This window comes from Saccharothrix australiensis, assembly GCF_003634935.1.
Classification (GTDB): Bacteria; Actinomycetota; Actinomycetes; order Mycobacteriales; family Pseudonocardiaceae; genus Actinosynnema; species Actinosynnema australiense.
Map to the genome: position 1 here is coordinate 1,906,470 of NZ_RBXO01000001.1, position 21,948 is coordinate 1,928,417.

General features: G+C 71.4%; 24 protein-coding genes. 12 read left to right on the forward strand and 12 right to left on the reverse strand.

The window, feature by feature from the left end; genetic code table 11:
- A complete protein-coding gene (locus tag C8E97_RS09030) occupies positions 1 to 1,101 on the forward strand; it encodes a branched-chain amino acid aminotransferase (protein WP_121003404.1) in 1,101 nt (366 codons plus the stop codon).
- 54 nt (positions 1,102 to 1,155) lie between these two features.
- Here the strand turns inward: C8E97_RS09030 and cobS are convergent, their stop codons facing one another.
- From cobS to cobU, 3 genes are read right to left on the reverse strand one after another with little or no spacing between them, the layout of a single operon-like run.
- Positions 1,156 to 1,869 (reverse strand): adenosylcobinamide-GDP ribazoletransferase, encoded by a 714-nt coding sequence (gene cobS, locus C8E97_RS09035; RefSeq protein WP_121003406.1) that lies wholly within the window; start codon positions 1,867 to 1,869, stop codon positions 1,156 to 1,158.
- Complete coding sequence (cobT, locus tag C8E97_RS09040; RefSeq protein WP_121003408.1) at positions 1,869 to 2,906, reverse strand: nicotinate-nucleotide--dimethylbenzimidazole phosphoribosyltransferase; 1,038 nt, start codon at positions 2,904 to 2,906, stop codon at positions 1,869 to 1,871. Before cobT ends, cobS begins: the two co-directional genes overlap by 1 nt.
- On the reverse strand, positions 2,903 to 3,460 hold the full coding sequence (cobU, locus tag C8E97_RS09045; protein ID WP_121011155.1) for a bifunctional adenosylcobinamide kinase/adenosylcobinamide-phosphate guanylyltransferase: 558 nt from the start codon (positions 3,458 to 3,460) through the stop codon (positions 2,903 to 2,905). Before cobU ends, cobT begins: the two co-directional genes overlap by 4 nt.
- Positions 3,461 to 3,540: 80 nt before the next feature.
- On the opposite strand from cobU, the gene C8E97_RS09050 reads away from it, so the two are divergent.
- Positions 3,541 to 3,741, forward strand: a complete 201-nt coding sequence (locus C8E97_RS09050; RefSeq protein ID WP_121011158.1) for a hypothetical protein — start codon at positions 3,541 to 3,543, stop codon at positions 3,739 to 3,741.
- Between the two features lie 453 nt (positions 3,742 to 4,194).
- Positions 4,195 to 4,893, forward strand: coding sequence for a helix-turn-helix domain-containing protein (locus C8E97_RS09055; RefSeq protein ID WP_121003410.1), 699 nt, complete (start codon positions 4,195 to 4,197; stop codon positions 4,891 to 4,893).
- Between the two features lie 64 nt (positions 4,894 to 4,957).
- Here C8E97_RS09055 and C8E97_RS09060 read toward each other — a convergent pair whose 3' ends face one another.
- Together C8E97_RS09060 and C8E97_RS09065 are read right to left on the reverse strand one after the other, a co-directional pair.
- The gene (locus tag C8E97_RS09060; RefSeq protein WP_121003412.1) at positions 4,958 to 5,944 is read right to left on the reverse strand and encodes an aldo/keto reductase family protein; all 987 of its coding nucleotides are present in this window, start codon (positions 5,942 to 5,944) and stop codon (positions 4,958 to 4,960) included.
- Between the two features lie 253 nt (positions 5,945 to 6,197).
- The gene (locus C8E97_RS09065; RefSeq protein ID WP_121003414.1) at positions 6,198 to 6,827 is read right to left on the reverse strand and encodes a DUF3043 domain-containing protein; all 630 of its coding nucleotides are present in this window, start codon (positions 6,825 to 6,827) and stop codon (positions 6,198 to 6,200) included.
- 42 nt (positions 6,828 to 6,869) lie between these two features.
- On the opposite strand from C8E97_RS09065, the gene C8E97_RS09070 reads away from it, so the two are divergent.
- Positions 6,870 to 7,889, forward strand: coding sequence for a glycerate kinase family protein (locus C8E97_RS09070; RefSeq protein WP_121003416.1), 1,020 nt, complete (start codon positions 6,870 to 6,872; stop codon positions 7,887 to 7,889).
- Positions 7,890 to 7,979: 90 nt separating this feature from the next.
- Positions 7,980 to 8,354 (forward strand): HesB/IscA family protein, encoded by a 375-nt coding sequence (locus C8E97_RS09075; RefSeq protein ID WP_121003418.1) that lies wholly within the window; start codon positions 7,980 to 7,982, stop codon positions 8,352 to 8,354.
- Positions 8,355 to 8,648: 294 nt separating this feature from the next.
- On the opposite strand, the gene C8E97_RS34375 is transcribed toward C8E97_RS09075, so the two are convergent.
- Together C8E97_RS34375 and C8E97_RS09080 are read right to left on the reverse strand one after the other, a co-directional pair.
- Positions 8,649 to 8,819: a hypothetical protein gene (locus C8E97_RS34375; RefSeq protein WP_170211704.1), complete on the reverse strand. Its 171-nt coding sequence runs from the start codon at positions 8,817 to 8,819 to the stop codon at positions 8,649 to 8,651.
- 77 nt (positions 8,820 to 8,896) lie between these two features.
- Positions 8,897 to 10,078 carry an MFS transporter gene (locus C8E97_RS09080; protein ID WP_246018771.1) on the reverse strand — a complete coding sequence of 394 codons (1,182 nt, stop codon included), beginning with the start codon at positions 10,076 to 10,078 and terminating at the stop codon, positions 8,897 to 8,899.
- Positions 10,079 to 10,159: 81 nt separating this feature from the next.
- Between C8E97_RS09080 and C8E97_RS35200 the strand changes: the two genes are divergently transcribed.
- Positions 10,160 to 10,744, forward strand: a complete 585-nt coding sequence (locus C8E97_RS35200) for a MerR family transcriptional regulator (RefSeq protein WP_211346951.1) — start codon at positions 10,160 to 10,162, stop codon at positions 10,742 to 10,744.
- 61 nt (positions 10,745 to 10,805) lie between these two features.
- Here C8E97_RS35200 and asnB read toward each other — a convergent pair whose 3' ends face one another.
- Entirely contained in the window at positions 10,806 to 12,734 is a 1,929-nt protein-coding gene (gene asnB / locus C8E97_RS09090) for an asparagine synthase (glutamine-hydrolyzing) (RefSeq protein WP_121003420.1), read from the reverse strand.
- Between the two features lie 219 nt (positions 12,735 to 12,953).
- On the opposite strand from asnB, the gene ctaC reads away from it, so the two are divergent.
- Positions 12,954 to 13,886, forward strand: coding sequence for an aa3-type cytochrome oxidase subunit II (gene ctaC, locus C8E97_RS09095; protein ID WP_121003422.1), 933 nt, complete (start codon positions 12,954 to 12,956; stop codon positions 13,884 to 13,886).
- Positions 13,887 to 13,898: 12 nt separating this feature from the next.
- The gene (locus tag C8E97_RS09100; protein WP_121003424.1) at positions 13,899 to 14,315 is read left to right on the forward strand and encodes a cytochrome c oxidase subunit 4; all 417 of its coding nucleotides are present in this window, start codon (positions 13,899 to 13,901) and stop codon (positions 14,313 to 14,315) included.
- 100 nt (positions 14,316 to 14,415) lie between these two features.
- On the opposite strand, the gene C8E97_RS09105 is transcribed toward C8E97_RS09100, so the two are convergent.
- From C8E97_RS09105 to C8E97_RS09120, 4 genes are all read right to left on the reverse strand, one after another.
- Complete coding sequence (locus C8E97_RS09105) at positions 14,416 to 15,084, reverse strand: lysophospholipid acyltransferase family protein (protein WP_121003426.1); 669 nt, start codon at positions 15,082 to 15,084, stop codon at positions 14,416 to 14,418.
- A gap of 536 nt (positions 15,085 to 15,620) precedes the next feature.
- A complete protein-coding gene (trpD, locus tag C8E97_RS09110) occupies positions 15,621 to 16,679 on the reverse strand; it encodes an anthranilate phosphoribosyltransferase (RefSeq protein WP_121003428.1) in 1,059 nt (352 codons plus the stop codon).
- A 5-nt stretch (positions 16,680 to 16,684) separates the two neighbouring features.
- Complete coding sequence (locus C8E97_RS09115) at positions 16,685 to 17,095, reverse strand: hypothetical protein (RefSeq protein ID WP_121003430.1); 411 nt, start codon at positions 17,093 to 17,095, stop codon at positions 16,685 to 16,687.
- A 56-nt stretch (positions 17,096 to 17,151) separates the two neighbouring features.
- The gene (locus C8E97_RS09120; protein WP_121003432.1) at positions 17,152 to 17,550 is read right to left on the reverse strand and encodes a hypothetical protein; all 399 of its coding nucleotides are present in this window, start codon (positions 17,548 to 17,550) and stop codon (positions 17,152 to 17,154) included.
- 83 nt (positions 17,551 to 17,633) lie between these two features.
- Here C8E97_RS09120 and ctaE point away from each other — a divergent pair, with 83 nt between their 5' ends.
- From ctaE to qcrB, 4 genes are read left to right on the forward strand one after another with little or no spacing between them, the layout of a single operon-like run.
- A complete protein-coding gene (gene ctaE / locus C8E97_RS09125; RefSeq protein ID WP_121003434.1) occupies positions 17,634 to 18,242 on the forward strand; it encodes an aa3-type cytochrome oxidase subunit III in 609 nt (202 codons plus the stop codon).
- Positions 18,243 to 18,289: 47 nt separating this feature from the next.
- A complete protein-coding gene (gene qcrC / locus C8E97_RS09130; protein WP_121003436.1) occupies positions 18,290 to 19,099 on the forward strand; it encodes a cytochrome bc1 complex diheme cytochrome c subunit in 810 nt (269 codons plus the stop codon).
- On the forward strand, positions 19,096 to 20,220 hold the full coding sequence (qcrA, locus tag C8E97_RS09135) for a cytochrome bc1 complex Rieske iron-sulfur subunit (RefSeq protein ID WP_121003438.1): 1,125 nt from the start codon (positions 19,096 to 19,098) through the stop codon (positions 20,218 to 20,220). Before qcrC ends, qcrA begins: the two co-directional genes overlap by 4 nt.
- Positions 20,217 to 21,887 (forward strand): cytochrome bc1 complex cytochrome b subunit, encoded by a 1,671-nt coding sequence (gene qcrB / locus C8E97_RS09140; RefSeq protein ID WP_121003440.1) that lies wholly within the window; start codon positions 20,217 to 20,219, stop codon positions 21,885 to 21,887. The genes qcrA and qcrB overlap by 4 nt, the downstream gene beginning before the upstream one ends.
- The last annotated feature ends 61 nt before the right edge of the window (positions 21,888 to 21,948 follow it).

Here is a 21,948-nt window from a genome sequence, read left to right on the forward strand (position 1 = left end):
ATGACGACCGCGTTGCCTTTCACCCGGACCACCAACCCGCAGCCGGCGACCCCGGAACGGGTCGCGGAGGTACTCGCCGCACCGGGCTTCGGGCAGCACTTCACCGACCACATGGTGACGATCCGCTGGAACCGCGACCAGGGCTGGCACGACGCCGCTGTCGAGCCCTACCACTCGCTGGAGCTGGACCCGGCGGCCATGGTGCTGCACTACGGCCAGGCGATCTTCGAAGGGCTCAAGGCGTACCGCCGGCCCGACGGCTCGATCGCGTCCTTCCGCCCGCAGGCGAACGCCGAGCGCTTCCGCGCGTCGGCCCGCCGCCTCGCCATGCCCGAACTGCCCGACGAGCTGTTCCTGGGGTCCATCCGCGAACTGCTGGCCGTGGACGGCCGGTGGGTGCCCTCGGTCGCCGAGGAGTCGCTGTACCTGCGGCCGTTCATGTACTCGACGGAGGCGAGCCTGGGCGTGCGGCCCGCGAACGAGTACGCGTACGTGCTCATCGCGTCGCCCGCCGGGTCGTACTTCGCGGGTGGCCTCAAGCCGGTGACGGTGTGGCTGTCCACCGAGTACGTGCGCGCGTCGCCGGGCGGCACGGGCGCGGCCAAGTTCGCGGGCAACTACGCGGCGTCGCTGGTGGCGCAGGCGCAGGCCGCCGAGCAGGGCTGCGACCAGGTGGTGTGGCTGGACGCCGTCGAGCGCCGCTGGGTCGAGGAGATGGGCGGCATGAACCTGTTCTTCGTCCTCGGCTCGGGGCCGGGCGCGCGGGTCGTCACGCCGGAGCTGTCCGGTGCGCTGCTGCCCGGCATCACGCGGGACTCGCTGCTGCGCCTGGCCGCCGACCTCGGGTACGGCGTCGAGGAGCGCCGCTTCTCCACCGAGGAGTGGGAGAAGAAGGCGGAGTCGGGCGAGCTGACCGAGGTGTTCGCGTGCGGCACGGCGGCGGTGATCACCCCGGTCGGGCACGTCAAGCACGCCGGGGGCGAGTTCAGCGTGTCGGGTGGGGCCACGGGCGAGGTGACGCTGCGCCTGCGGGAGCGGTTGACCGGCATCCAGCAGGGGCTGGTCGAGGACCCGCACGGGTGGATGACCGCGCTGGGCTGACCCGCCGCGGGGTCGTCGCCGGTGGGTCGACGCGGCTCGACCGACGCCGATCGGTCAGCGCAGGGCGCAGACGGCGAGCACCACGAGGCTCGCCGTCTCGCACGCCGCGCCGAGCACGTCCCCGGTGATCCCGCCGAACCGCCGACCGGTGTGCCGGACCAGCAGCAGCACCAGCGCACCGGCCAGCGCCACCGCGATCGGGCCGTGCCAGGGCGCGACGAAGAACCCCGCCACGGCCAGGGCGAGCCACCAGAGCAGCGCGGTGTGCGGCGGCTGCGTGCCCGCCACCAGCGCGCCCAGCCCCTCCGGACGGGCGGCCGGAACGCCCCGCAGGCAGCACAGGGCGAACGCCGCGCGCCCGGTCGCCGCCGCCAGCACCACGGCGGGCCACGGCGCCGCCGGCAGCGCGGCGGCCTGCCCGCCGAGCACCACCAGCAGCGCCACCACCGCGAACGGTCCCGCGCCGCCGTCCTTCATCACGGCCAGGGCCCGTTCCGGCGGTCCGTAGCAGCCGAGGCCGTCGGCGGTGTCGGCCAGGCCGTCCAGGTGCATCCCGCGCGTGGCCAGCGCCAGCCCGCCGACGGTGAGGAAACCCGCGAGCAGCGCGGGCGCGCCCAGCCACACCAGGCCGTGGAGCACGCCCGCCGCCGCGAGGCCGAGCAGCGCGCCGACGAACGGCGCGCACGTGATCGCCCGCCGGGCCGCGCGCCCGTCGACCGCGTCGACCCGGACGGGCAGCACGGTCAACCACGACAGCGCCAGGCGCATCAGGCCGGCCCGGAGACGCCCGCGCCGTCGAAGGTCGCCATCTCCGCCAGGACCTTCGTCGCCATCGCCACCAGCGGCAGCGCGGCCACCGCGCCGGAACCCTCGCCCAGGCGCAGGTCGAAGTCGAGCAGCGGCTCCAGGCTCAGGTGGTTCAGCGCGAGGGCGTGCGCGGGCTCCGCCGACCGGTGCCCGGCGACCCACCACTCGCGCGCGCCCGGCGCGAGCTCCTCCGCCACGAGCGCCGCCGCGCCCACCACCACGCCGTCGAGGACGACCGGGGTGCGCCGCACGGCCGCCTGGGCGAGGAAGCCCGCGATGGCGGCCAGGTCCGCGCCGGAGGCGGTGGCCAGGAGCTGCACGGGGTCGTCGAGCACCGGGCGCGCCCGGCGCAGGGCGTCGCGGATCGCCGCCGTCTTGCGCATCCAGCCGCGGTCGTCGATGCCCGTGCCGCGGCCGACGACCGCGACCGGCTCCGCACCGGTCAGCGCCGCGATCAGCACGGCGGCCGGGGTGGTGTTGCCGATGCCCATGTCGCCGGCGACGAGGACGTCCGCCCCGCCGTCGACCTCCTCGTCCGCGAGCCGGCGGCCCAGCTCGACCGCCCGCTCCGCCTCCTCGCGGGTCAGGGCGTCCTCGCGGTCGATCGACCCCGAGCCCCGGCGGACCTTGTGGTCGCCCACGGCCGTGTCGGAGTCGACGGCGACGTCCACCACGCGCACCGTGGCGCCCGCCACGGTGGCCAGCACGTTCACCGCCGCGCCGCCGGCCAGGAAGTTGGCCACCATCTGACCGGTGACCTCGGCGGGGTAGGCCGACACGCCGTGCCGCGCCACCCCGTGGTCACCGGCGAACACCACCACGCGGGGCCGCGTGAACGGCCGGGGCGGGCACTCGCCCTGGCACGCGGCCACCCAGACGCCCAGCTCCTCCAGCTTGCCCAGCGAGCCCGCGGGTTTCGTCAACGCGGCGTGCCGGGCGACGGCCTGGCGGCGGACGTCCTCGTTCGGCGGCTCGACGGACGGGAACACGATGGTCACCGACTACCTCCGGCTTCGCGCAGTCGCAGTGGGATTCCGGCGACGACCAGCAGCACCTCGTCGCAGACCTCGGCCAGCCGCGCGTTGAGCGAGCCGAGGTGATCGCGGAAGAGCCTGCCAGAGCGGGTGCCGGGCACCACGCCGAGGCCGACCTCGGCGGACACCAGCACCAGTCGGGCGCGGGTCTGCGACACGGCGTCCACGAGGGCCGCGCAGTGCTCGTCCACCTGGTCGGAGCCGCGGCCCTCCCACGCGCCCGCGTCGTCCAGCGCGCCGGTCAGCCAGGTCGCCACGTCGTCCACGAGGATCGCCGGATCGGTCTCGGCGGTGGCCGTGAGCAGGGCGACGAGGTCGCGGGGGGCCGGTGCCTCGACGGTGTGCCAGGTGGCGGGGCGGCGGGCCACGTGCCGGGCGATGCGCTCGTCCCAGTCGGCGTCGTCCGGGTAGCGGCGGGCGGTGGCGACGTAGGTGACCGCGTCGTCGGTCACCAGCCCTTCGGCGTGGGCGGACTTCCCCGACCGCGCACCGCCCAGCACGAGTGTCCGACGCGTCACACCGCGCTCCATCCGGGTTTTCGAGGGACCTAGCCTGACCGGTGAACGTTACCCGGCGGGACAGCACCGAGGAGGCCGTCATGGAGTACCGCTGGCGGTACCAGGACGAGCAGGGGCGGGAGGTCGACGGGCCGGCGGAGGTCTTCGCGGACCAGACGGCGGCCGAGGAGTGGTTCAGCTCGGTGTGGCAGTCGCTGGCCGAGGCGGGGGTGGCCCAGGTGACCCTGTTGCGCAGCGAGTCCGAGGTGTACGGGCCGATGTCGTTGTCCCCGGCCGAGTGAGCCTTCGGCTCGCCCGGCACCGGAGCGTCGGGCATTGGTTCGGCGGCATTGGTTCGGCGGGCTTTCGCCGAGGGTGAAAGCGCCGCTGACGCGTCCGGCTTGTGGGCGACCGGGCGCGTCGGGCTTCAGATGGCGCGCACGGTTTCGAACAGGCCATTGGATTCCACTGGTGCCAGGGCTGTCAGCGCGCCCCCGATGAAGGCCGTGCCGGGTCGGAGCCCGTCGTTGTCGGAGGTGTGGCCAGCGAGCAGTACGGCTTTCAATCGTGTGCCGCATTGAAGACCTGTCGAAGCTCGCACGCGCTAGTCGACGAACTGTGGATCGGCGAATTCGTAGATCCCGTCTGGGTTGACCTGCGACCTGAACGTGGCGTCGCTGTAGACCTTGAGGTGCGTAGAGTGATTGACGCCGCTCTCGCTATGCATCGTCATCTGTCGGCAACCTTCTTTCGAAGTGGGTGCGGGCCGGGGAGCGGCTGTTGCGGCCGCGAGGCAGTACGCCGGCTACTCCCTCACCCGTTTGGCTCAGGCGACCAGCTATTCGAAGTCGTACCTCGGGCTCGTCGAAACCGGTTTGAACCCGGTTACCCATGAGGTGGTAGCGGCGTACGAACGAGCATTGGGGGTCGGTGTGTACCGCCCGGACATCAACCATCCGAGACTGATCAAGATCGAGGGCCCCGAGCACCTGCGGCACATCAGAGAGGCGGTGGAGGCAGGGGAGCCGGACATCTTCGCGCAGGGTCCGACGTCGAGTTCGATCGACGCGGCAGTGGCGCCCGTCCTGGGGGAGGCGGCCATCGAGAACTTCCGGCGGTGGGCCGTGAGCGGGGAGACCTCGACGCTGAGGGCCAACGCGGTGAGCATCCTGGGTTTCCTGCCGGGGCGGCGGAACGCCGACGTGGTCGTCGCCGTGCTGGAGTCGGACGCGGTCGTGCGGAGGTTGTGCCTGGCGTCGGAGGTCTCCCGGCTGACCCAGTGCGGCTGGGAGACCGCCCTCCAGGTGGCGGACGACCCCACCACCGCGCCCGAACCCAGGAGGCTCGCCGGCAAGCTCGCCAAGGAAGCCGTCGACCCGAAGGACACCGAATCGCGCTGGTGCGCCGGCTACCTGCTGCAGCGGATGGCGGCGGTCCTCGGCGCTGAGGACTGAGGGCCGGAGCCCGCGAGGCCCGCCTCCGCCCGTCGACGTGAGGGCGGAGGCGAGCCGGGCGGGATCAGGGTGAGACGGTCAGCCGGGGGTCGGTTTCCACGACGCCGTCGAGGATCTCGTCGATCTTGGCGAGCAGTTCGGCTTCCAGCTTCACGCCGGCTGCCTTCACGTTCTCGTGCACCTGCTCCGGCCGGGAGGCCCCGATGATCGCCGAGGCGACGTTCGGGTTCTGGAGCACCCACGCGACCGCGAGCTGCGCGAGGCTGAGACCGGCCTCCTCGGCGAGCGGCTTGAGCTGCTGGACCCTCGTCAGCACCTCGTCGTCGAGGAAGCGCGAGATGAACTTCGAGCCTGCCTCGTCGGTGGCGCGCGAGCCGGCCGGCACGGGCCGGCCGGGGAGGTACTTGCCGGTCAGCACGCCCTGCGCGATGGGCGACCACACGATCTGGCTGATGCCCTCGCGCTCGGAGGTCGGCACGACCTGCGACTCGATGACCCGCCACAGCATCGAGTACTGGGGCTGGTTGGAGATGAACGGGACGTTCAGCTCGCGGGCCAGCGCCGCGCCGCGCGCGATCTGGTCCGCGTTCCACTCCGACACGCCGATGTAGAGCGCCTTGCCCTGGCGGACGATGTCGGCGAACGCCTGCATCGTCTCCTCCAGCGGGACCGTCCGGTCGAAGCGGTGGGCCTGGTACAGGTCGACGTAGTCGGTCTGGAGGCGCTTGAGCGAGCCGTTGATGGACTCGTGGATGTGCTTGCGGCCGAGGCCCTTGTCGTTGGGGCCGCCGGGGCCGGTGGGCCAGAACACCTTGGTGAAGACTTCGAGCGACTCGCGGCGCTCGCCCTTCAGCGCGCGACCGAGCACCTCTTCGGCCTTCGTGTTCGCGTACACGTCGGCCGTGTCGAACGTGGTGATGCCGGCGTCCAGGGCGGCGCGGACACAGGCGGTGGCCTGCTCCTCCTCGACCTGGGAACCGTGGGTGAGCCAGTTGCCGTACGAGATCTCACTGATGTTGAGGCCGCTGCGGCCGAGGCGTCGGAACTCCATGTCCCGGAGTCTAGAGGTCGTTTGTGCTGCTAAATATGTTGAGGGGATGTGAGATGTGCTGTGCGCGGGTGGGTGTGTCCTGCGAGGTGGTGCGGTGCGGGGGTCGGGCCAAAGCGTGAAGGGCGTCCTCGCCGGACGGGCCGGCCGCCGAGGACGGGGGCACTGCTTCAAGCTTCGCTTGGAGCAGTGGTCGTGTGAGGTGTGCGCGTGGCGCGGTTTGTCGGGTGTCGCGTAGGCGTTCCAGGGCTGAGGATCAGACCTTGGCGCCGTAGGTCACGCGTGGCTTGGGGACGCGCAAGCGGCGGAGCTGGCTGGCTCGGATGAAGGAGTACCAGCCGATGGACAACCCTCGGGTGGTGTCCTGCGGGAACTTGCGTCGCACGCGCTTGGTCACCAGGCGGCCGAGCACGATGCCCTCCACGACCATCGCCAGCAGCATGAACGTCGTCAGGAGGGTCGCGTACTGCTGCACCTGCGGCGCGGGCACCAGCAGGGCCACGAAGACCAGGATCGCCAACGGCATGAAGAGGCCCATGAGGTTGCGCCGGGAGTCGACCACGTCCCGGATGTACGCCTTCACCGGGCCCCGGTCGCGGGGCAGGAGGTACTTGTCCTCGCCGGCCATCATCCGCTGGCGGCGCTCCACGGCGGCGGCGCGGCGTTCTTCCTTCGACGCCTTGTTGCCGCGCATCCGCTTCAGCGCCTCGCGCTGCGTCCTCGGCGGCGGGGGGACCGGGCCCCGGCGCTTGCCCTCCGCCTCGCGGCGCTTGGGGGTGGGCTTCCCCTTGCCGGGGGTGCGCGCCGGGTCGACGGCCGTCACCTCCGCCGGGGTCTCATCGGCGGTCGGGGTGGCGTCGGCGGCGTTGCGGCGCAGGAACCTCACGCCTCAAGAGTAGGAGATGACCGGTTCCGTACCCTGCGCGAGGTGCGAGTTGTCATTGCTCCGGATTGTTTCGGCGGGACGTTGAGCGCGCGGGAGGCCGCCGAGGCGATCGCCACCGGCTGGCGGCGGGCCGCGCCCGCGGACGACCTCGTGCTCCGCCCGCTCGCGGACGGCGGACCGGGGTTCGTCGACGTGCTGCACGGCGCGCTGGGCGGGACGGTGCACGCGACCACCGTCACCGGTCCGCGCGGTGAGCCGGTCCCCGCCGCGTGGCTGGAGCACGACGGCACCGCCTACGTCGAGTCGGCCCAGGCGTGCGGGCTGCACCTGGTGCCCGAGGCCGAGCGGGCGGTGACGGTGGAGAGCGGCACGACCGAGGGGGTCGGCGAGTTGATCGCCGAGGCCGTCGCGCGCGGTGTCTCGCGGGTCGTCGTCGGGTTGGGCGGGTCGGCGACCACGGACGGTGGCGCGGGGTTGCGCGCGGTCCTCACCTCGGTGGACGTCGAGCTGGTCGCGGCATCGGACGTGGTGAACCCGCTGCTCGGGCCGCACGGCGCGGCGCACGCGTTCGGTCCGCAGAAGGGCGCGTCGCCGGAGGCCGTCGCACGCCTGGAGGCACGGCTCGCGGCGATGGCCGAGCTGGCGCCGGTGCGCGACCTGCCCGGCGCGGGCGCGGCGGGCGGCCTGGGCGCCGCCCTCCTGGCGATGGGCGCGGAGGTCACCTCCGGGGCGGGGCTGGTGCGGCGGCTCACCTCGTTGGACGGGGCGTTGGACCGGGCCGACCTGGTGCTCACCGGCGAGGGCAGCTTCGACTGGCAGTCGCTGCGCGGGAAGCTCGTCACGGCGGTCGCCGGCGGCGCGGCCGAGCGCGGCGTGCCGTGCCTGGTGCTGGCCGGGCAGGTCGCCGTGGGACGCCGGGAGGCGGGCGCGGTCGGCGTCCAGGAGGCGTACTCGGTGGCCGAGCACGTCGGGTCCGTGGCGGGGTCGCTGCGCGACCCGGCGGGGACGCTGTCCGACCTGGCGCGAGACGTCGCGAGGCAGTGGTCACACCGCCGCACGTGACCGCTGTGCGACCATGGGGTAAGGAACAAAGCGGGTACCGCCCGTGTTTGCAGGGAATAGATGCCCGCAAAGGACCTCTGAGGGAGAGCTATGACGACCGCTCAGGATGCAGCGACCCCGACTCCTGACGCACCGCCCACCCACGGCGTGACGCTGACCGACGCGGCGGCCGTGAAGGCCAAGGCGCTGCTCGACCAGGAGGGCCGCGACGACATGCACCTGCGCATCGCCGTCCAGCCCGGTGGCTGCGCTGGCCTGCGCTACCAGCTGTTCTTCGACGAGCGCACGCTGGACGGCGACGCCCTGCGGGACTTCGGCGGCCTCAAGGTGGCCGTCGACCGCATGAGCGCCCCGTACGTCGAGGGCGCGGTGATCGACTTCGTCGACACCATCGAGAAGCAGGGCTTCACGATCGACAACCCCAACGCGGGCGGTTCGTGCGCCTGCGGCGACTCGTTCCACTGAGTCACCAGGCTCCCCGAGCGTCGCGGAGCTTTGCGAACGGCCCCCGCCGAACGGCACGTCGCCGGTGCGGGGGCCGTTCGCGTGTCCGGGGGCCTGAGCGGCGTGGGGCTCGGGTCGATGCGGGGTGGCCCGCGTGGATGTCGGCCCGCGTGGATGTCGGCCCGCGTGGATGTCGGCCCGCGTGGGTGTGGGGCGTGCTGGGCCTGGGGTCGTGTGGGCCTGGGTCGCGCCGCGTGCGGGTGGGTTCGTGCGAAGGCCCCCGTCCGGTGGGCGGGGGCCTTCGCGTGGTCGGGCTCAGACGTAGGCGTCCAGGTCGTCCACCTGCGCCGCGCAGGCGTCGGTGACCTGCCAGGGGGACGCCGCCCCCGGTGCGGGCAGGGCCTTGGCCGTCGGGCGCAGTTCCGCGGGCAGCGCGGTGCAGTCGTCGATCAACTCGTCCAGCGTGTCCGCTTCTCGGTTCCTCACGTAGGCGACCGTAAGCGCACCCCGGCCTTGACAACAGCCCTACCGGGCGGTAGTCGCAGCCGGCCGGTCCGACGGCGTCAGACGTGCGCCAGGGTGGTCGGCACGGGTGCGGCCGGTGCCGCCCCGCGCCGCGTCAGGCGGCCGATGACCAGCGCCACGAGCACCCCGACGACGGTCGGCACGGCACCCACCGCCGCGACCCACTGGAGGCCGGGGCCGCCGGCGATGACCGCGCCGCCGATCATCGGGCCGAGCGCGGCGGCCACGTTGAACGCCGAGATGTTCACCGACGCCACCAGGCCGGCCGCCGGGCCCGCCTGGCCCATGAGGAACGTGTGCAGCAGCGGACCCGAGGCGAACGCGCTCGCGCCGAGCACGAACAGCGCCACCACGGCCGTCACCTTGGTCTCCAGCAGGAAGCCCTGCGCCAGCAGCAGCACGGTCAGCGCCGCCAGCGGGATGGGCAGCACCTTCGGGATCACGTGCGGCGGCACGCGCCCGGCGATCGTGCTGCCCACCATCGTGCCCAGGCCGTAGACCAGCAGGACGCCGGTCACCCAGGCCGGGTCGAAGCCCGTGATGTCGGTCAGCGCGGGCGCGACGTAGGTGAACGCGGTGATCATGCCCGTGAAGGACAGGACGGTGGTCAGCAGGCCGAGCAGGACCGTCCGCTTGCCGAACGCGAACAGGCTGGCCCGGACGCCGGGGTCGGGCTCGTGCTCGACCTTCGGCGCGCCCAGCACGACACCGACGAGGCCGAGCAGGGTGAGCGCGGCGACCAGCGCGAACGACGCGCGCCAGCCGTAGTTCTGGCCGATCAGCGTGCCGATCGGGATGCCGAGGACGGTGGACAGCGCCACGCCGTTGACGACCTTGGCGATGGCCGCGGTCTGCTTCTCCGGTGGCACGGCGGCCACCGCGACCTGCGAGGCGACCGCGAAGAACAGGCCCTGGGCCAGCGCCGCGACCATGCGGGCCGCCATCAGGGTGGTGTAGTCGCCGGCCAGCGCGCACGCCGCGGACGCGAGCAGCGCGAGCACCATGACGGCGATCAGCAGGGACCGGCGCGGCAGGCGGCCGGTCAGGACGGTGAGCACGGGTCCGCCGATGGCCACGGACACCGCGTACGCGGTGACCAGGAGGCCGGCGGTCGGCAGGGCCACGTCGAGGTCCGCGGCGACGTCGGGCAGCACGCCCACGACGATGAACTCGGAGGTGCCGACGGCGAATGCGCACAGCATCAGGACGAGAGCGATCACGGGAGCGACCGTAAAGTGTGACACTGACGTCAGGGTCAAGCCTGGGTGATCGACGGCTCTTTCGCCCCGAGGAGGGAATACGTGCTGATCGGCGAGTTGAGCGAGCGGACCGGCGCCACCGTGCGGATGCTGCGCTACTACGAGCAGCAGGGCCTGCTGCGGCCCCGGCGCACCGGGTCGCGCTACCGCGTCTACGACGAGGCCGACGTGGAGCGGGTCCGCAGCGTCCGCTGCCTGATCGGCTCGGGCCTGAACGTCCGGCTCGTGCGCCTCGTCCTCGCCCACGCGTTCGGGGAGCAGGTGGACCTGCCCGCGGACGAGGCGCGTTGCGTGCCGCTGCTGGAGATGCTCCAGGACGAGCTGGGCAACGTGGCGCAGCGCATCGAGGCGTTGGAGCGGACGCGCACCCACCTGTCGCGGCTCGTCTCGGACGTGGAGGTGATCCTGGCCGCGCGGCGTGGTGAGGGAGTCGATGGGGAGGCGTGCTCCGGGCTGACGGCGGGGGCGGTGCGGGCCCACGTGGAGGAGGCCGGTGGGGAACAGGCCGGCTTGGCGCGGGCCGGAATGGCTCGGGCCGATGTGGTGGGCGCTGAGGTGGTGGGTGCCGACGTGGTGGGCGCCGAGGTGGTGGGCGCTGAGGTGGTGGGCGCTGAGATGGCGCGTTGAGGCGGTGGTCGACCGGCCGACGCGGGACGGCCCCCGGCGGGTGCCGGGGGCCGTCGCGGGGTCAGAGCTTGACCGGGTAGTGCGGCTCCGGCACCTGCGGCCGGATGCGGCCCTCGATGAAGATGCCGTGCCAGATCATGAACACCAGCAGCGCCCAGATGCGGCGGCTGTTGTCCGCCACCCCGGACCGGTGCTCCTCGATGACCCGCAGCACCGCGGTCTTGTCGATGTACTGGTCGGTCTGCGACTGGCGGACGATGTCGATCGCCCACTCGTGCATCTCGTCCTTCAGCCAGTGCCGGATCGGCACCGGGAAGCCCAGCTTGCGCCGGTTGAGCACGTGCGCGGGCACGATGTCGCGGATCGCCCGGCGCAGCGCGTGCTTGGTCGTCTCCTTGGTGAGCTTCAGCTCCGACGGCACCTGGGAGGCGATCCGGAACACCTCGGGGTCCAGGAACGGCACCCGCAGCTCCAGCGAGTTCGCCATCGTCATCTTGTCGGCCTTGACCAGGATGTCGCCCCGCAGCCACGTGAACAGGTCCACGTGCTGCATCCGCGTCACCGGGTCCCAGCCCTGCGACTCGCGGTACGGCTGGGCCGTCACGTCCTGGTGCGACACGTTCGGGTCGTACGTGCGCAGCACCTGCCGCAGCTGGTCGTCCAGGAAGATCCGGGCGTTGCCGTAGTAGCGCTCCTCCAGGGTCAGCGCCCCCCGCCGCAACAGGTCCTTGCCGCGCACGCCCTGAGGGATCTTGGTGGACACCCGGCCCATCGCCTTGCGCAGCGCGCCCGGCACCTTCTCGAACGGCGCGAGCGACAGCGGCTCCCGGTAGATCGTGTAGCCGCCGAACAGCTCGTCCGCGCCCTCGCCGGACAGCACCACCTTCACGTGCTCGCGCGCCTCGCGGGCGATGAACCACAGCGGCACCAGCGCCGGGTCCGCCACCGGGTCGTCCAGGTACCACGTGATGAGCGGCAGGGCGTCCATCATCTCCTGCGCCGTCACCGCCCGGACCACGTGCTTCACGCCGATCGCCGCCGCCGACTCCGCCGCCACGTCGATCTCGGAGTACCCGGCCCGCTCGAAGCCGGTGGTGAACGTGATCAGGTCCGGGTTGTGCTCCTTGGCCAGCGCCGCGACCACCGTCGAGTCGATGCCGCCGGACAGGAACGAGCCGACCGTCACGTCCGCCCGCATGTGCTTGGCCACCGAGTCCCGCAGCGCCTCGGTGATCTCGTCGTACAGGCGGTTCGCGTCCGCGTCGCCGTGCACCGCGCGCGGCCGGAACGTCGCCGGGAAGTACCGCTCGACCACCGGCTTGCCACCGGGCGCCACGGTGAACGACGTGCCGGACTCGATCCGGTGAACCTGCCCGTGCAGCGACTCCGGCTCGGGCACGTACTGGAGGATCAGGTAGTGCTGGAGGGCCTTGCGGTCCAGTTCCGGCCGGATGCCCAGGGTCGGCGCCAGCTCCAGCACGGACTTCTTCTCGCTGGAGAACGCCACGCCACCGGGGCCCGCCGCGTAGTACAGCGGCTTGATCCCGAACGGGTCGCGCGCGCCGAACACCACCTTGCGCTCGGAGTCCCAGATCAGGAACGCGAACATGCCTCGCAGCTTGGCCACCGCCGCCGGGCCCCAGTAGTGGTAGGCCGCGACGATCGTCTCGGTGTCGCCGTCGGTCGCGAACACCGCGCCGAACTGCTTGGTCAGCTCGGCCCGCAGCTCGACGTAGTTGTAGATCTCACCGTTGAAGTTGATGGTGTACCGGCCGGGCAGCTCCGGGGGACCCCAGTGCAGCGGCTGGTGGGAGTGCTCGATGTCGATGATGGCGAGCCGGTTGAAGCCGAACACGACCTCGCCGCCCTGCCAGGTGCCCGTCTCGTCGGGCCCGCGGTGCCGCTGGCAGCGCATCGCGGCGGCCACCGCCGAGCGCGCCTGCTCGGCTTCGTTCTCGCCAGGGCAAACCAGTCCAACCAGGCCGCACACGCCGTTGCACCTTTCGTGGGGTGTGGAGAAGTACCCAGTATGCCGGGAGTGCTTTGTGTGACCGAAACTGCACCATGCGCGAGCCGCCCCCGAGGGGTGAACACCCACCGGCTGAGCTACGCTCCCGCATGATCCGGCAAGGAGGCGAAGGCCGCCCTTGCCTGCTTTCTGATTGCCGCCTCCGGCGGCGGTGAGCTTTCAACGAGGAGGCGGCGAGCAGTGGGCCTGAAGGAGGGCACCAGGGCAGCGCGGCTGGCGAAGGTCGCCGGGCTGGTCGGCCTGGTCGGCGTCGGGGCCACGGGTTGCTCCACGGATGAGGTGCTGCGCTTCGGCTGGCCGGTGGCCGTGACGCCGCAGGCCGAGCGGATGCGCGAGCTGTGGACCTGGTCGGTCGTCGCCGCGCTCACGGTCGGTGTGATCGTCTGGGGGCTGATCCTCTGGTCGATCGCGTTCCACCGGAAGAAGAGCGAGGAACTGCCCCGCCAGGTGGCCTACAACCTGCCGCTGGAGCTCGTCCTCATCGTCGTGCCGACGATCATCGTCGCGGTGCTGTTCTACTTCACCGCGGTCACCCAGAACTACGTGACGAACAAGTCCGACGACCCGGACGTGACGGTCGACGTGATCGCGTTCCAGTGGAACTGGGAGTTCAAGTACCCGGAGTACAAGACCGACCGGGACGACCAGCCGGTGAGCACCGTCGGCACGTCCGGCGAGGTGCCGCTGCTGGTGCTGCCCCAGGGCCGGTCCGTCCGGTTCAACCTGGAGTCCACGGACGTCATCCACTCGTTCTACGTGCCGGAGTTCCACTTCAAGCGGGACGTCTTCCCGGCGCCGAAGAAGAACAACCAGGACGACTCGTTCGAGATCACCCAGATCGACCGCACCGGCTCGTTCGTCGGCCGCTGCGCCGAGCTGTGCGGCGTGTACCACGCGGTGATGAACTTCGAGGTCCGCGCGCTGGAGCCGGCCGTGTTCGACCGGTACATGTCGCTGCGCGAGAAGAACAACCCGAAGACCGGTCGGCCCTACAGCGCCGCCGAGGCGCTGACCGAGCTGGACTGCGGTGAGCTGTGCACGCCGCACGCGGTCACGACCAAGCCCTTCGACACCGACCGGACCGTCCGCGAGGCGTCCGGCGGCGGCAGGTAGGAGGACGCTGCGATGAAGGTCGAAGCGCGCATTTTTGACTTGGTGATGGCGTTCTCGTTCCTGGTGTCCGTGGTGTACGGCTACTGGACGTGGGACGCGACGGGAGCCGTCGAGCCGACCGGCACGGTGGCCCTCGCCCTGACCGGTGGCCTGGCCCTGATCGTCGGCACGTACTTCCGGTTCGTGGCCCGGCGGATCGAGGTGCGGCCGGAGGACAACGCGGACGCGGAGGTGTCCGACGGCGCCGGTGAGCTGGGCTTCTTCAGCCCCGGCTCGTACTGGCCGATCGCCCTGGCGGGCGCCGCCGCGCTCGCGGGCGTGGCCCTCGCGTTCTGGCACGTGTGGATGCTGGTGGTCGGCGTGGTGCTGGTGCTGATCGCGGTGGGCGGACTGGTGTTCGAGTACCACACCGGGCCGAACCACGACTGACGTCCGGAGTTCGTTCGGGGCCGTCTTCCCTGGTGGGAGGCGGCCCCGGCGCATTGTCGGGGGTTGCGCCACGACGTCGGACGCGCCGCGCCGTCGCGGGTCACGCCGCCTTGTCGGAGCCCTGGTAGCTGTCGACGTACTCCTGGCCGGACAGTTCGAGGATGCGGTACACGACCTCGTCGGTGACGGACCGCAGGACGGGCAGCGACTCGTGCATCCCGGTGTACCGGGAGAAGTCGAGCGGCTTCCCGAACCGGATGGTCACGGGGCGGATGCGAGGCAGCTTCGCGTCCACCGGCTGGACCTGGTCGGTCCCGATCAGCCCGACCGGCACGACCGGCGCGCCCGACTCCAGCGCCATCCGCGCGACACCCGTGCGACCCCGGTGCAGCCGGCCGTCCAGCGACCGCGTCCCCTCCGGGTAGATCGCGAACGCGCCACCGCCGGCCAGGATCTCCGCCGCGGTGTCCAGGGAGGCCCGTGCGGCCCTACCGATACCCCGGCGTACCGGAACGTGGCCCAGGGAGCCGAAGAAGTAGCGGGAGAGGGCGCCCTTGACCCCCGTGCCCTCGAAGTACTCGGCCTTGGCGAGGAACGAGACCCGCCGCGGCACCACCATCGGGATCACGATGCTGTCGATGAACGACAGGTGGTTCGGTGCGAGGATCACCGGCCCGTCCGCGGGCACGTTCGCGAGCCCCTCCACCTCGGGGCGCCAGACCAGCCGTGCCGTCGGCGCCACCACGCGCTTCATCACCGTGTAGAGCATGGGAACAGCATTCCTTGTCCTCGTTACTGGGCAGTAAAAAGGTGGCTGAAACCTCACTGGGGCGAGGTGTGGGGACGTGCATGGGGGATGGGGAGCGGTGGGCGGAGTGAGCGGTAAGGGCGGAGAGGAGTGAAGGGAGCAGGGGCGCGTGAGGGAGAGGTGCCGGGAATGTCGTACCCCGGTGGTTGGCTGTGTGTCGGGGGCCCCGGAGGCAGGGGACGCCCGCGTTCGCGTGCCCAGCGTGGCGAAGCGGTGCGGTGCGGGGTCGAGTCGAAGATCAAAGCGTGAAGGGCGTCCTCGACGGACGGGCAGGCCGCCGAGGATGACCTCTGGGCGTGCCTTCGGTGCGGCGCGGTGCAAGGGCAAAGCTTCTCCGAAGCTCTGCTTCGCGTGTCATCCCCGTATGGCCTGGTCAAAGACCACACGCCTGGTCAGGCAGGTCAAGCGAAGGGCGTGCTTGACCTGCCTGACCGAGCGTGGACCCCTGCGGGCAGGCCATCCGGGGATGACACGCTCGGGTGAGGTGTGCGGGGGCGTCAGGCGTCGGGTAGTTGGGCCTTGAGTTCCGTCGAACGGGTGGCCCAGCGGCGGAGCAGGTCGGCTGCCGCGCCCGAGTCGATCGCCTCGCCCGCCCGGCCCAGTGCCGCCGCCAGGTCCGCGTGCAGGTCGCCGCTCAGGCCGCTGTGCGCCGCGATGGCGCCGGCCGCGTTGAGCAGCACCGCGTCGCGCACCGCGCCCGGCTTGCCGGTCACGAGTTCGCGCACCACCTCCGCGTTGACGGACGCGTCGCCCCCGCGCAGGTCGTCCGGCAGGGCCGGCTCGACGCCCAGCGCGGACGGGTCGATGCGGTCGGTGCGGACGGTGTGATCGTCGGCCACCCAGACGGCCGTCGTGGTGGTCGTCGTGATCTCGTCCAGGCCGTCCTCGCCGCGCACGACGAGCGCCGTGTGGCCCCGCCGGGCCAGCACGCCGGCGATCAGGGGCGCCGCCGCCGCCCGCGCGCAGCCGATCAGGCCGACCGTCGGCTGCGCCGGGTTGGTCAGCGGGCCCAGCAGGTTGAACGACGTCGGGATGCCCAGCTCCCGCCTCGGCCCCAGCGTGTGCCGGAACGCCGGGTGGAAGACCGGGGCGAAGCAGAAGCCGATGCCCAGCTCCTCGACGGTCGTCTGCACGCCCAGCGGCGGCAGGTCGATCGCCACGCCCAGGGCCTCCAGCACGTCGGCCGTGCCGCACTTGGACGACGCCGCGCGGTTGCCGTGCTTCACGATCGGCACGCCCGCCGACGCCGCCACGATGGCCGCCATCGTCGAGATGTTGACCGACCCGGAGTTGTCGCCGCCCGTGCCGACGATGTCCGCCGCCCGCGCGTCCACCGTGAACCGCCGCCCGTACTTGAGCATCACGCTCGCGAGGCCGTCGACCTCCTCGGGCGTCTCGCCCTTCGCCCGCAGCGCCACCGCGAACGCGCCCACCTGGGCCGGTGTCGCCGCGCCGGACATGATCTGGTCCATCGCCCAGCCCGTGTCGTCCTCGGAGAGGTCGACGCGGTCGATGAGCTGGTTGAGCAGTAACGGCCAGGTGCGCTCCGCCGCCATCGCCCTCAGCCCCGCACCGCGGGCACGGCGGAGGACCGCAGCACCTCGGCCACGGTCTCGGCGGCGGCCAGCGGGTCGAGCGGGTGCACCAGCACCGCGTCCGCCTGCGACCACGTCGCCAGCCAGCGGTCGTCCTTGCGGCGCACCGCCACCACGATCGGGGGACAGTCGGCGATCTCGTTCTTGAGCTGCCGGGACAGCCCCATGCCGCCGGTCGGCTGCGCCTCGCCGTCCAGGATGGCCAGGTCGACGCCGCCCTTGTCCACCTCGTAGAGCACGTCGGCGATCGTGCCCGCCTCCACGTACTCCACCCGGCCCAGATCCGGCGCCGGGCGCCGCCCCACGGCAGTGATGATCGTCTCACGCACCTCGGGGCGGTGGCTGAACACCAGGAGCCTGGTCGTCTGCGTGCTCATCTGCGTGGTCCTCCGGCGGGTCGGGTGCCAGGTGACCTTGATGTTATCCGGCCCACCTACCCGGCCCCTTGCGGGACCTGGAGAGCGTCCCAGCCGATCCAGTCGCCGCCCAGCCGCTGCGCCAGGCTCGCCATCCGGGACCGCTCCTGCGCGCACGACAGCGCCGTCAGCACCTGCACGCGCAGCGCGTGGCAGTGCTCGCCCGCGCGGAGTTCCCAGCCGTCCGGCGCGAGCAGTTCCCGAGCGCGTTCCACCTGGTCAGGGGGCAGGACGAGGTGATGGCGCAGCACCGCGGGCGCGGTCGGGCGCCACCGCGGCGACCGGGCCAGCGCCGCCGAGTCCGCCTCCGCGACGTCGAACGCCTCCACCACGACCACCAGCCCCGGCGAATCGACCTCCGGCGTCGGTTCGGCGCGCCGCGCCCGACGATCGCGCCACCGGCTCAACAACCCCATGAGGACCTCACCGCCCGTGTGACCAGGATGACCGGTCGATCAGCCCCGGACCCGATGGGCGGAGCGAAAACCTGCAAGCAATAATGCGTCGTGTGACAACGGCAGCGCCCTCCATCGGCCAGCGCGTGCACTCGCTGAACCGCCCGAACATGGTCAGCGTCGGCACGATCGTCTGGCTGTCCAGTGAGCTCATGTTCTTCGCGGGGCTCTTCGCCATGTTCTTCACGGTGAAGGCCCAGAACGACGGACCGTGGCCCCCGGCTCCGACCCACCTGAACGTGCCGTACGCACTGTTCTTCACGATCATCCTGGTGGCCTCGTCGTTCACCTGCCAGTGGGGCGTGTTCGCCGCCGAGCGCGGCGACGTGTTCGGCCTGCGTCGCTGGTACCTCGTGACGCTGATCATGGGCGCGATCTTCGTGGCCGGTCAGGCGGGTGAGTACTTCAACCTCGTCCACGAGGGCACGACCATCCCCGGTTCCGCCTACGGCACCGTCTTCTACCTCACGACGGGCTTCCACGGCCTGCACGTGATCGGCGGCCTGATCGCGTTCGGCTACCTGCTGGTCCGCACGAAGCTGAGCAAGTTCACCCCCGCGCAGGCGACCTCGGCGATCGTCGTGTCGTACTACTGGCACTTCGTCGACGTCGTCTGGATCGGCTTGTTCGCCGTCATCTACATCGTGCCCTGACGACCAGCACGAACCCCGAACTCACACCAGCAAGGGTTGCCGCACACATGACCACCAACACCACACGGGCCCGGAAGCGCAGCACGAAGCTGCGCAGGCGGATCTCGGGCCTGCTCGCGCTGGGCTTCGCACTGCTGGCCGCGGGCTTCCTGTTCAGCGCCCTCGCGCCGCAGCCGCAGACCGCGCAGGCGCAGGACGACCCGGCCCAGGTGCGACTGGGTGAGCAGCTCTACAACAACACCTGCATCTCCTGCCACGGCAAGAACCTCGACGGCGTCGAGGACCGCGGCCCGAGCCTGATCGGCGTCGGCGAGGCCGCCGTCTACTTCCAGGTCTCGTCGGGCCGGATGCCGATGGCCCGCCAGGAGGCGCAGGCGCAGCGCAAGCCGGCCGTGTTCACGCCGGAGGAGATCGACGCGCTCGGCGCGTTCATCCAGTCCCGCGGCGGCGGCCCCCAGACCCCCGAGCTGCGCGGCGAGGCGCTGCGCGGCGAGGACCCCGCCCGCGGCGGCGAGCTGTTCCGGCTCAACTGCGCGGCGTGCCACAACTTCACCGGTCGCGGCGGGGCGCTGTCGTCCGGCAAGTTCGCACCCCAGTTGGACGGCGTGACCGAGGAGCAGCTGTACACGGCGATGCTCACCGGTCCGCAGAACATGCCGAAGTTCTCCGACCGGCAGCTCACGCCGGAGGAGAAGCAGGACATCATCGCGTACATCAAGTCGGTGACCGACGGGAAGAACAACCCCGGCGGCGCCCCCCTCGGCGGCTTCGGGCCGGTTTCGGAGGGTCTGATCGCGTTCATCGTGGGTATCGCCGCCCTGATCGGCGTGACCCTCTGGATCGGAGCCAAGGCATGAGCGGCGAGAAGCCGAACGACCTGCCCGACGAGGCGGCCCTCGCCGGGATGAGCAGGGACGAGCTGGTCAAGCTCGGGACGAACCTCGACGGCGTCGAGCTGGTCCACTACGAAGAGCGGTGGCCCGTCAAGGGCACCCGCGCCGAGCGCCGGGCCGAGCGCACCGTGGCCCTGTGGTTCGCCATCGCCGCCCTGTCCGGCCTGGCGTTCCTCGCCGCGTTCCTGTTCTGGCCGTGGAAGTACCAGGCGCCGAACACCCCCGACCACTTCGTGTACTCGCTGTACACGCCGGTCATCGGTTTCACGCTGGGCCTGTCCATCCTCGCCCTGGGCGTGGGCGCGCTGCTGTACACGAAGAAGTTCATCCCGGAGGAGCTGGCCGTCCAGCAGCGCCACGACGGCGGCTCGTCGGAGGTCGACAAGGCCACCGTCGTCGCCGAGCTGGCCGACGCGGGCAACCGCTCCGGCATCGCCCGCCGCTCGCTGATCAAGCGCACCGCCGGCCTGGGCGCGGGCGTGTTCGGCCTGGGCGTGCTCGCCGTGCCGCTCGGCGCGCTGGTCAAGAACCCGTGGTCGGACAGCGAGACCAAGAACTCGCTGTGGCACACCGGCTGGAAGTCCGAGAACGGCGAGAAGGTCTACCTGCGCCGCAGCACCGGCCGGATGCACGACGTCGCCCTGGTCCGCCCCGAGGACCTGGACGCGGGCGGTTTCGAGACCGTCTTCCCGTTCCGGGAGTCCGAGCGCGGCAACGAGGAAGCCCTGGTCGCGGCGATGAAGCGGGCCGACACGCCGGTCATGCTCATCCGCCTGCGCCCCGGCCAGCAGGTCACCAAGCGTGCGGGCCAGGAGGACTTCAACTACGGCGACCTGTACGCCTACTCGAAGATCTGCACCCACCTGGGCTGCCCGACCTCGCTGTACGAGCAGCAGACCGGTCTGCTGCTCTGCCCGTGCCACCAGTCGCAGTTCGACGTCTTCCACTACGGCAAGCCGCGGTTCGGCCCCGCGACCCGAGCGCTCCCGCAGCTTCCGATCACGGTTGACGAAGACGGATACTTGATTGCCCGCGGTGACTTCATCGAGGCCGTGGGTCCGGCGTTCTGGGAGCGTAAGTCATGAGCGGCATCACCACGCCGACAAAGCGGCAGAACGCCGCCGCCAGGGTGGCGGGCGGTGCCGCGAAGTGGGCTGACGACCGGTTCCACATGGCCGGTGGCATGCGGAAGCAGCTGAACAAGGTGTTCCCGACCCACTGGTCGTTCCTGCTCGGCGAGATCGCGCTGTACAGCTTCATCATCCTGCTGCTGTCGGGCACCTACCTGGCGCTGTTCTTCGACCCCTCGATGGAGGAGGTCATCTACCACGGCAGCGTGGTGAACATGCAGAACATGGAGATGTCGCGCGCGTTCGAGTCGACGCTCCAGATCTCGTTCGACGTCCGCGGCGGCCTGTTCGTCCGCCAGGTGCACCACTGGGCGGCGCTGCTGTTCATGGGCGCGATCGTGGTCCACATGTTCCGGATCTTCTTCACCGGCGCGTTCCGCCGGCCGCGGGAGATCAACTGGGTCATCGGCATCGTGCTGTTCATGCTCGGCGCGATCGAGGGCTTCCTCGGCTACTCGCTGCCCGACGACCTGCTGTCCGGCACCGGCCTCCGCGTGATGGCGGCCCTGCTGATCTCGTTCCCGGTCATCGGCACGTGGCTGAACTGGCTGGCGTTCGGCGGCGAGTTCCCCGGCACGGAGATCATCCCGCGCCTGTACACGCTGCACATCCTGGTCATCCCGGCGGTCATCCTGGCGCTGATCGCCGTCCACCTCGGCCTGGTCTGGTACCAGAAGCACACCCAGTTCCCCGGCGTCGGGCGCAAGGAGACCAACGTCGTCGGCGTCCGCATCATGCCGGTGTTCGCGGCCAAGGGCGGCGGCTTCTTCGCGGTCGTCGTCGCGGTCACCGCGATCATGGGCGGCATCTTCCAGATCAACCCGATCTGGAACATCGGCCCGTACAACCCGTCGCAGGTGTCGGCGGGCTCGCAGCCCGACTGGTACATGGGCTGGACCGACGGCCTGGTGCGCATCTGGCCGGCGTGGGAGGCGTACCTCGGGGACTACACGATCCCGGCGCCGTTCTGGCCGTTCATGCTGGGTCTTCCGCTGCTGACGGGCATCGCCGCGGTGTACCCGTGGATCGAGCGCAAGATGACCAAGGACTACGCGCACCACAACCTGCTCCAGCGCCCGCGCGACGTGCCGGTCCGGACGTCGCTCGGCGTCATGGCCATCTCGTACTTCATGGTGCTGCTGGTCATGGGCGCGAACGACATCTTCGCCTACCAGTTCGACATCTCGTTGAACGCGACGACGTGGATGGGCCGGATCGGCCTGTTGGTGATCCCTCCGGTCGCCTACTTCCTGACGTACCGGATCTGCATCGGCCTCCAGCGCAGCGACCGCGAGGTCCTGGAGCACGGCGTGGAGACGGGCATCATCAAGCGCCTGCCGCACGGCGAGTTCATCGAGGTCCACCAGCCGCTCGGCCCGGTGGACGACCACGGCCACCCGCTGCCCCTGGCGTACCAGGGCGCGCCGGTGCCGAAGAAGATGAACAAGCTCGGCTCGGCCGGCCACCCGGTGCCCGGCAGCTTCCTGACGCCGGACGCGCCGGAGGAGACCGCGGCGCTCGCTCGGGCCCGCCAGGGCTCGGGCGCCCCGAAGGACGCGCTGACGGGCGAGAACAAGCCGTCGGGCGAACTCGCGGGCAAGCCGGCCCAGCCGGAGTCCTGACCGATCGCGAAAGGCCCCGCACCCTGGTGGTGCGGGGCCTTTCGCTGTCCGGGACGGCCGG

What these genes read in the sequence shown, in the direction of transcription:
- C8E97_RS09115 (WP_121003430.1), bottom strand. Translation starts at nt 17,095, where the DNA reads ATGAGCACGCAGACGACCAGGCTCCTGGTGTTCAGCCACCGCCCCGAG.
- qcrA (WP_121003438.1), top strand. Translation starts at nt 19,096, where the DNA reads ATGAGCGGCGAGAAGCCGAACGACCTGCCCGACGAGGCGGCCCTCGCC.
- C8E97_RS09050 (WP_121011158.1), top strand. Translation starts at nt 3,541, where the DNA reads ATGGAGTACCGCTGGCGGTACCAGGACGAGCAGGGGCGGGAGGTCGAC.
- C8E97_RS09105 (WP_121003426.1), bottom strand. Translation starts at nt 15,084, where the DNA reads ATGCTCTACACGGTGATGAAGCGCGTGGTGGCGCCGACGGCACGGCTG.
- cobS (WP_121003406.1), bottom strand. Translation starts at nt 1,869, where the DNA reads ATGCGCCTGGCGCTGTCGTGGTTGACCGTGCTGCCCGTCCGGGTCGAC.
- C8E97_RS09120 (WP_121003432.1), bottom strand. Translation starts at nt 17,550, where the DNA reads ATGGGGTTGTTGAGCCGGTGGCGCGATCGTCGGGCGCGGCGCGCCGAA.
- trpD (WP_121003428.1), bottom strand. Translation starts at nt 16,679, where the DNA reads ATGGCGGCGGAGCGCACCTGGCCGTTACTGCTCAACCAGCTCATCGAC.
- qcrB (WP_121003440.1), top strand. Translation starts at nt 20,217, where the DNA reads ATGAGCGGCATCACCACGCCGACAAAGCGGCAGAACGCCGCCGCCAGG.
- C8E97_RS09060 (WP_121003412.1), bottom strand. Translation starts at nt 5,944, where the DNA reads ATGGAGTTCCGACGCCTCGGCCGCAGCGGCCTCAACATCAGTGAGATC.
- ctaE (WP_121003434.1), top strand. Translation starts at nt 17,634, where the DNA reads ATGCGTCGTGTGACAACGGCAGCGCCCTCCATCGGCCAGCGCGTGCAC.
- qcrC (WP_121003436.1), top strand. Translation starts at nt 18,290, where the DNA reads ATGACCACCAACACCACACGGGCCCGGAAGCGCAGCACGAAGCTGCGC.
- C8E97_RS09075 (WP_121003418.1), top strand. Translation starts at nt 7,980, where the DNA reads ATGACGACCGCTCAGGATGCAGCGACCCCGACTCCTGACGCACCGCCC.
- C8E97_RS09030 (WP_121003404.1), top strand. Translation starts at nt 1, where the DNA reads ATGACGACCGCGTTGCCTTTCACCCGGACCACCAACCCGCAGCCGGCG.
- C8E97_RS09100 (WP_121003424.1), top strand. Translation starts at nt 13,899, where the DNA reads ATGAAGGTCGAAGCGCGCATTTTTGACTTGGTGATGGCGTTCTCGTTC.